At 33.9% G+C, this 8,018-nt stretch carries 10 protein-coding genes and 1 pseudogene; 6 read left to right on the top strand and 5 right to left on the bottom strand.

All coding sequences use genetic code 11. The annotated features are described in order from the left end of the window. The 3 genes from LDK52_RS01060 to LDK52_RS01050 form a co-directional block, all read left to right on the top strand. A partial coding sequence (locus tag LDK52_RS01060) for a ParA family protein (RefSeq protein ID WP_277584094.1) occupies window positions 1-414 on the top strand: 414 nt, incomplete at its 5' end. Then, window positions 407-1,243 carry a ParB/RepB/Spo0J family partition protein gene (locus LDK52_RS01055; protein ID WP_277584093.1) on the top strand — a complete coding sequence of 279 codons (837 nt, stop codon included), beginning with the start codon at window positions 407-409 and terminating at the stop codon, window positions 1,241-1,243. The genes LDK52_RS01060 and LDK52_RS01055, both read left to right, overlap by 8 nt. Before the next feature lie 65 nt (window positions 1,244-1,308). Further along, window positions 1,309-2,013, top strand: coding sequence for a DUF554 domain-containing protein (locus tag LDK52_RS01050; RefSeq protein WP_277584092.1), 705 nt, complete (start codon window positions 1,309-1,311; stop codon window positions 2,011-2,013). Here LDK52_RS01050 and yyaC read toward each other — a convergent pair. Continuing rightward, the gene (gene yyaC, locus LDK52_RS01045; protein WP_277584091.1) at window positions 1,969-2,568 is read right to left on the bottom strand and encodes a spore protease YyaC; all 600 of its coding nucleotides are present in this window, start codon (window positions 2,566-2,568) and stop codon (window positions 1,969-1,971) included. The genes LDK52_RS01050 and yyaC overlap by 45 nt on opposite strands. A 78-nt stretch (window positions 2,569-2,646) precedes the next feature. Here yyaC and LDK52_RS01040 point away from each other — a divergent pair, with 78 nt between their 5' ends. From LDK52_RS01040 to ychF, 3 genes are all read left to right on the top strand, one after another. Next, window positions 2,647-3,465, top strand: coding sequence for a mechanosensitive ion channel family protein (locus tag LDK52_RS01040; protein WP_277584090.1), 819 nt, complete (start codon window positions 2,647-2,649; stop codon window positions 3,463-3,465). Between the two features lie 40 nt (window positions 3,466-3,505). After that, on the top strand, window positions 3,506-3,706 hold the full coding sequence (locus LDK52_RS01035) for a DUF951 domain-containing protein (RefSeq protein WP_277584089.1): 201 nt from the start codon (window positions 3,506-3,508) through the stop codon (window positions 3,704-3,706). Window positions 3,707-3,792: 86 nt separating this feature from the next. Continuing rightward, window positions 3,793-4,893: a redox-regulated ATPase YchF gene (gene ychF / locus LDK52_RS01030; protein ID WP_277584088.1), complete on the top strand. Its 1,101-nt coding sequence runs from the start codon at window positions 3,793-3,795 to the stop codon at window positions 4,891-4,893. Window positions 4,894-4,968: 75 nt separating this feature from the next. Here ychF and LDK52_RS01025 read toward each other — a convergent pair. The 4 genes and pseudogenes from LDK52_RS01025 to LDK52_RS01010 form a co-directional block, all read right to left on the bottom strand. Beyond that, window positions 4,969-5,136 (bottom strand): annotated as a pseudogene (locus LDK52_RS01025) (IS30 family transposase); the annotation flags it as partial. Window positions 5,137-5,204: 68 nt separating this feature from the next. Then, a complete protein-coding gene (locus LDK52_RS01020; RefSeq protein ID WP_277584087.1) occupies window positions 5,205-6,500 on the bottom strand; it encodes an SLC5/6 family protein in 1,296 nt (431 codons plus the stop codon). Continuing rightward, window positions 6,497-7,204 carry a response regulator transcription factor gene (locus LDK52_RS01015; protein ID WP_277584086.1) on the bottom strand — a complete coding sequence of 236 codons (708 nt, stop codon included), beginning with the start codon at window positions 7,202-7,204 and terminating at the stop codon, window positions 6,497-6,499. The genes LDK52_RS01020 and LDK52_RS01015 overlap by 4 nt, the downstream gene beginning before the upstream one ends. Then, complete coding sequence (locus LDK52_RS01010; RefSeq protein ID WP_277584085.1) at window positions 7,201-7,977, bottom strand: sensor histidine kinase; 777 nt, start codon at window positions 7,975-7,977, stop codon at window positions 7,201-7,203. The genes LDK52_RS01015 and LDK52_RS01010 overlap by 4 nt, the downstream gene beginning before the upstream one ends. Between the last annotated feature and the right edge of the window lie 41 nt (window positions 7,978-8,018).

Genomic DNA, 8,018 nt, shown 5'->3' with positions numbered 1-8,018 from the left:
GGCCTTTATGATTATATTATTATAGATTGTCCGCCATCTCTAGGATTATTGACGATTAATTCATTAACTGCTTCAGATGCGATTATTATTCCGGTACAATGTGAATTTTATGCTTTAGAAGGTTTAAGTCAATTGTTAAGTACAATACGTTTAGTTCAAAAGCATTTAAATAAAAATCTCGCTATCGACGGAGTGCTACTGACAATGTTTGATGCTCGTACAAATCTAGGTATTCAAGTAATTGAAGAAGTAAAAAAGTACTTTCAAGATAAAGTTTATAAAACAATAATACCTAGAAATGTCCGACTAAGTGAGGCACCAAGTCACGGGGAACCTATTATTATTTACGATCCGAAGTCTAGAGGAGCAGAAGTATATTTAGAACTAGCGAGGGAAGTGATTCGTAATGGCTAAAGGATTAGGTAAGGGTATTAATGCACTTTTCCCGGGAGAAGATTTAGAACAATTAGAACAAGTAGAACAAATTTTCATAATCGATATTAAACCAAACCCTTTTCAACCGCGTAAAATATTTGATGAAGAAGCTATGAAAGAACTTTCCGAATCTATTAAGGAGCATGGCGTTCTGCAACCAATTATATTGAGAAAAAAGGGTTCGAAGTTTCAAATTGTAGTAGGTGAAAGAAGATTTAGAGCATCTCAATTAGCTAATTTAGAAGTAATTCCAGCTGTGATAAGAGAACTTAATGACCAGCAGATGATGGAACTTGCAATTCTTGAAAATCTTCAGCGAGAAGATTTAACAGCAATTGAAGAAGCAGAGGCATATCAAAACTTAATAGAACATTTAAATTTAACTCAGGAACAACTTGCTTTTAGATTAGGAAAAAGTAGACCGCATATAGCAAACCATATTCGATTATTATCTTTACCTCAAGTTGTGATAGAAGCTATCTCAGATGGTATTTTATCGATGGGACATGGAAAAGCACTTCTTGGGTTAAAAAACAAAAAATCTATACCGATAATCATGGAAAAATCAATGAAGGAAAACTTAAATGTTAGACAATTAGAGGCTTTAGTACAGCGTTTAAATGAAAATGTTCCACGTGAAACAAAAAAAGTTCACAAGGATATCTTTACTAAAGAAAAAGAATCTGATTTAAGAGAAATATTCGGAACTCCTGTTTCTATTGTTAAAAACAAGGACAAGGGTAAAATTGAAATTGAGTTTTATTCAGATGATGATTTAGAACGGATATTGCAATTATTAGAAGATTAAGAACCTGTTCCTTAGGCAATGCCTGGGAATAGGTTATATTTTTATTATTGGAATGAGGCATGGGTATGGTTTTATTAGGGACATTGGTAAATGCTATTTTAATAGTAGTAGGCGCATTAATTGGTAGATTATTAAAGGGAATTCCTGAAAATATTAAGCAAACAGTTATGAATGCAATAGGAATAGCAGTTGCTTTATTAGGTATTCAAATGGGATTAGAAAGTGATAATTTTGTATTAGTTATTATTTGTATTGTTTTTGGAGGGGTAATAGGTGAATGGATTGATTTGGATAAATGGTTAAATCGATTTGCTCAGTATTTAGAAACTAAAATGGGATCTAAAAAGCAAGGCGGAGGTATAGCGCAGGGATTTGTTGCAGGTACATTAATATTTGTTATAGGAGCAATGGGAGTGCTAGGGGCCCTAAACAGCGGATTACAGAACGATCATGAACTATTGGTTAGTAAAGGTATAATTGATGGATTTACGTCTATTGTTCTTTCTGCAACTCTAGGGATAGGCGTCCTTTTTTCTGCATTTCCTGTAGCAATTTATCAAGGAGCAATTGCTTTGTTTGCTACTCAAATTACAAAAGTAATACCAGAGGCTGCCCTTGAATTGTTTCTTCAAGAAATGACAGCAACTGGGGGTATTATGATTATTGCAATTGGACTTAATCTATTAGGGGTAACAAAAATTAGGGTCGCTAATCTGTTGCCGAGTTTAGTTATTGTCGGCATTGCTGTTGCGATTATTTATAACTTTTAAATTATACCGATGCCAAGCTAAAAGTAGCGAACGAGATATGACTCTTCCCATTTCGTAAGTTAAATGAAGCCGAGTACTTTGTAAAACATTATATTCCATGAAACCTCCGATATTTACGATTGCTTTAATAGAGACTTCCCCGATTGGTGGTAATTCTTTTTTTACTGCTTTGCCTGGATATAAGGGGCCAGGATGGACGATAATTTGCCCAATGTTGTTTGCATTTCCTAAACAAGCATCTATAGCTATGATATAAGGAGCTTTTGGAGAGCTTTGGATAGTATCTGTAATTTCTTCAATGTTAAGTGCATGTAATGGATTATCCAATGTACCAACAATTTCAAATGGAAATGATTTAAGTTGTGATAAGAAAGAACCTGTCATCGGTCCCAGAGCATCTCCAGTAGATCGATCCGTACCAATACAACAAAAAACTAGATTTGGGTGGTCAAATGGTATTTGTTCTATAAAGTAGTTACTTAATCGCCAAACTGCACCTGTTTCCTTATAATAAATTGTAGAAGATTCGGTAATAGTAGTAGAAGAAGAGTTCATATAATTACTCACTTTCTTTTTAAAACTAGTATATGCATCTAAGAAATTATTTATTCAAGTGAGGTGGAAACAAGTATTATGGAAGTAACGATTCAAAGTTTAAAGAATTATTTAATTAAAGAAGAGACTTGGATACAACTAGGGTTTATAGTTATTCAAGTATTGCTAATTTTATTAGTAACTGCTATTGCGATAAAAGCTGGTAAGCACATTATACAAAAGATTTTCATAGTTAGACAGAAGAGTCCTTTAGGGTATTCGGAACGCAGACAAAATACATTACTAAAGCTCCTTCAAAATGTTTTAACTTATGTTGTTTATTTCAGTTCAATTATAGCTATTTTAACTACATTTGGTATAAAAGTGGCTGGATTGCTGGCTGGTGCCGGAATTGTTGGTCTAGCAGTTGGTTTTGGTGCTCAAAGTTTAGTGAAGGATGTCATTACTGGATTTTTTATAGTGTTTGAGGATCAATTTGCGGTGGGAGATCATGTACAGATAGGAACAGCTAATGGGATTGTACAGGAAATAGGTTTACGTACAACCAAAGTGAAAAGTTATACAGGGGAACTTCATATAATACCCAATGGAAGCATTTTAGTTGTTATAAACTATTCCATTTATAACTCGTTGGCATTAATAGATATTAGTATTGTACCTTATAGTAATATAGCATTAATGGAAAAGAATATTGAGGGATTTCTTGAAGAATTACCTAACAAGTATGAAGAACTTGTTAAAGTACCTAGTTATCTTGGGATACAAAGTTTTGATGCATCCGAAATAGTTGTACGATTTACTGCGGAGACTATGCCTACGAAACAAAACAGTGTTGCTAGAAAAATTCGAAGAGATTTAATAGAGTTTCTTGAACAAAATGGCATTAAAATTTCATAAGACAATATCTTTTACTAATGAAAAATAAGCAGGTGATAGAATGGAAAAGAAACAATTTCAACTTAATGATATTGTAGAAATGAAAAAACAACATCCATGTGGAACAAACGCCTGGAAAATCATTCGTATGGGGGCTGATATTCGTATAAAATGCGAAGGATGCCAACATAGTGTGATGATCCCTAGAAAAGAATTTGAAAAGAAGATGAAAAGGCTTGTTATGCAAGCTGATGCTGAGTAATGATAGACTTTTGTAGCTAAAATCAATATAATGAACAAGTTGTATATAAAGTTTATCGTTTAAAATAATGAAGGGTTGTGACATATATGGCGTTAACTGCAGGAATCGTAGGATTACCAAACGTAGGGAAATCTACATTGTTTAATGCAATAACAAAGGCAGGGGCACTGGCGGCAAACTATCCATTTGCTACTATCGATCCTAATGTAGGGGTAGTTGAAGTACCTGATGCACGTTTAGATAAATTAACAGAATTGGTAGTACCAAAGAAAACTGTTCCTACTGCATTTGAATTTACTGATATCGCAGGAATTGTGGAGGGTGCAAGCAAAGGAGAAGGACTTGGAAACAAATTCCTAGCTCATATCCGTGAAGTAGATGCAATCTGTCAGGTTGTTCGGTGCTTCGAAGATGATAATATTACACATGTATCTGGAAAAGTAGATCCAATTTCTGATATTGAAGTGATTAACCTAGAGTTAATATTAGCTGATTTAGAAAGCGTTGATAAACGCCTAGCTCGCGTTATTAAAATGGTAAAACAAAGAGATAAAGAAGCACTAGCAGAAGAACCAGTTCTTACTCGCCTAAAAGAAGCATTTGAAGCTGGAAAATCTGGTCGTTCTGTTGATTTTACGGAAGAAGAACAGCTTGTAGTAAAAGGTTTTCATTTGCTGACAACAAAACCAATGCTATATGTTGCAAACGTTTCAGAAGATGATATTATGGCTGATGACGAAAATGATTATGTACAAAAAGTACGTGCATTTGCAGCTGCAGAAGGCGCACAGGTAATACTAATATGTGCGAAGATTGAGGAAGAGATGGCAGTACTAGAAGATGATGAGAAAGCAATGTTCCTAGAAGAACTAGGAATTAAAGAATCAGGCCTAGATCAGTTAATCAAAGCTTCTTACTCATTAATAGGTCTAGCTACTTACTTTACAGCTGGAGTACAAGAAGTTCGAGCTTGGACATACCTTAAGGGTATGAAAGCGCCTCAATGTGCAGGAGTTATTCACTCTGACTTTGAAAAAGGGTTTATCCGTGCGGAAACAGTAGCTTATGATGATTTAGTTGAAACTGGATCAATGGCTGCTGCAAAAGAAGCTGGTAAGGTTCGTTTAGAAGGAAAAGAATATATCGTACAAGACGGAGACGTAATGTTATTCCGGTTCAACGTATAATAGAAAAAAGGGGCAGCCCCTAAAAGTCATCAAGAATGACTGTTAGGGGCTGCCCCTTTTTTCGTTCTTGAATTGTCAAATTAAGCGCAACACCTTGCAAAAGAAGAGCTCATTAGGTGTTTTCCAACCTAAGCATTTACGTGGACGTTTATTTAATTTTTCTATACAGGTATCAATATAGTGTTTAGAGCATGTTGTCATATCTTCTGTTTTAGGGAAATACTCTCTAAGTAAACCATTCGTAAGAGATTTTTTCGCGTAAAGAAAATCAGATTGATCTTCGGAAACCAAGAGTATTTTACTTCGTTTCCTTATAACATTGATCTTTTTTCTAAAAGTACAGACAAAATAGAAATAAATGACGAGATGATAAAGCTTATCCAAATTGTTTGTAAAGAAGTTAAATCTGGAAATAGCGTAATGCTAAATAGACAGCCTATGAGTGCAGAGTAGGGTAGTAATCTGGATATCTCATCTTTAGATAAGATAATGACAAGCATAACAGGGATAATAGCTGCATAGAGGTGACCAAAGAGAAAAAGAAAATCTATAAAATTAAATTGGATAAAATGAGTTGCGATTAATAGTAAAAGAAGTAAACTTCCTGAAAAAATATACGACTCCTTTTTCATGTTTTTATCCGAGATACTTCCTTTTAAAGGAAGGCGGATATGTTTGATAAAGTGAACTGTCATCGCATGCAAATCTGCTTGAATTGTTGTGGATAAAGTACCAAAACAAAACAAGAAGAATACAACAATAAGAAAAATCGGATCCATCTTAGTAAGGAGTTGAAATAATAGCAAATTTATTTCGTGAAAAGGACCTTCAAATATTACAATCATTAGCATAGAGGAAAGTGCAATTGGTATTGTACCCAAAACAAAAGCTGTCGACCAAAAAGTTAAACGAATTTTATTTTGTTCAATCATATATAGTCTTTGCCAGGTAGAGGCGTCTGTTATGATTCGTCCAAAGCCAATTAACATGAATGTGATCATAAAAAAATAAGTTTCTTGGTTTTTAGCAAACAATAAATAAGGATGATATAAACGAATACCATCGTAAATTGAAAAAGCACCCTCCTGAATGAAAAAATAAAGTGGGATAAAGATGATTGCTGCAAAGATAAAAAAAACAGAAAATCCTTCAAATCGTTGTAGCCACTTCATTCCACCAATCCCTGCAACTATAAAACAATATAGAAAAAAGAAAAAAAGAGATGTTGTGAATGGGATGTTAAATGCTAAATCAAATAAGATAGACGCTCCTACTGCTTGGACAAATATTGAATCCAATCCTATTAAAAGAATGATACACGTCATTATCCAGTATCCATCATTGTTGAGTCGTTTTTGAAACAAATCACCGATTGTTTCAAAGTCAGGGAATTTTTCTCTAATCGTTGTGGAAATAAAACCAAAGAAAAACATCGAGAGAGCTCCAACTAGAGAAAGACCAATACTTCCCAATAGTCCATATTTAATAAGCGCTTCGGGGGAGGATAATAAAGCATTTCCCGTAATCCAGCGTGCTAAAAGACTAATCATCCCTGTTGATACACCAAAAACTAAAGAACCTGTAATATAGTGTCTATACGTACTCATGTTATGATTTCTCTCGTTCTTTTAGGATTTATACGATACTCGGAAGGAGTTATTTGGAATTGCTTTTTAAACATTACACTAAAATAGTGTTGACTGTTAAAACCTGCCCTTTCAGCAATGACAGCCATACTCATTTCTTTATGTTCAGTTAACAACTTTTTAGCGATTTCTAATCTGTATGCATTTAAATAGTCAGCAAAACCAATACCAATTTCCTCGAAAAATTTACGACTTAAATAAGTGGAGTTCAAGTGAATGCGATTTGCCACAGAACTAAGAGTTAACTTTTCATGATACTCTTCACGGAAAATAAGTAAAACTTGTTGTATAGAATCACTTTGCGAGTTCCATTTTTTATATCTCTGAAGTATTTCTAATAATTCGCTCTCTACTATAGGTTTTGTAACATAATCAGTTACCCCTATTCTTAATGAAAGCTGTGCATATTCGAATGATTGAAAGGCAGTAACCATAATAATATCCATTTCATACTTATTCTTTAACTCTTTCGCTAACTCTAATCCGTTTTTTCCAGGCATTTGGATATCTATAAAAGCTATTGATATTTTTACTTTTTCGGTAACTTGGAGGGCGATGGAGGCATCTTGTGCTTTATAGAACATCCAATTTGGAAAATGTGCTTTCATAATATACTCTAGTTGATCTAACTCTAAAGCTTCATCGTCAACAAGTAAAATATTCAAAGTAGCCTCTCCTTTCCATAATAACGAGTAAGTGGAAACTTTACTTCTACTAATGTTTCATTGCCAATATGCTTCATAATGAGGTATGTAGCTTGTTCTGGGAATAGCAAATGTAATCGTTTTTGAATATTTCTAATGCCATAACCTTCATCGTGGGGTGTATTCACTTTTTTCTCATGTAGCGGTTCAATCAGATGCGTGTTCCAAATTTCAATATACATAAAATCTTCCGCGTGGTGGATAATTATTTTCAAAGTCGCAGGACCTACATTTTTTTCGAAACCGTGTTTGAATGCATTTTCTACAATAGTCTGAATCATAAAGGGAGGTAATAAAGCTACTTCGCATTTTTTATCTAATGTTTGAATGACATTAAGTCTATCCCCGAAACGTAGCCTTTGAATTTCTAAATAATTGTTCACATAGGCTAATTCATCTTCCACTTTAATAAGAGATGCATGTGAAATATATTTAAACTTAAAAAATTTGGCCATCACTTCTAGACCTTTTATAAGTTCATCTTTCCTGTCTAGACGAGCTAAGCTTAGCATTGTATTAAGGGCATTGAAAAAAAAGTGCGGTTGTATCTGTTGGTTCAGTTGGTCGTAATTAGCATGCTGTAATTCTTTTTCTAATTTAAGTCTATTAGCTTCTTTCTGTAAACTATCAATTTGTCGCTCGAAAATCATTATAAAGGAAAGTGTAAAAGCTCCTACAAGAGGAGCTAATACACATAGCAAGACGTATAATGAAAAAGTTTCCAAAGGCATCATTATGCATAAGTCCTTTCTTGTATAAACAAAACTTAACCTTA

The sequence above is a fragment of the Psychrobacillus antarcticus genome (genome assembly GCF_029533155.1).
GTDB lineage: Bacteria > Bacillota > Bacilli > Bacillales_A > Planococcaceae > Psychrobacillus > Psychrobacillus antarcticus.
This window is presented reverse-complemented; position numbering and strand designations above follow the sequence as displayed.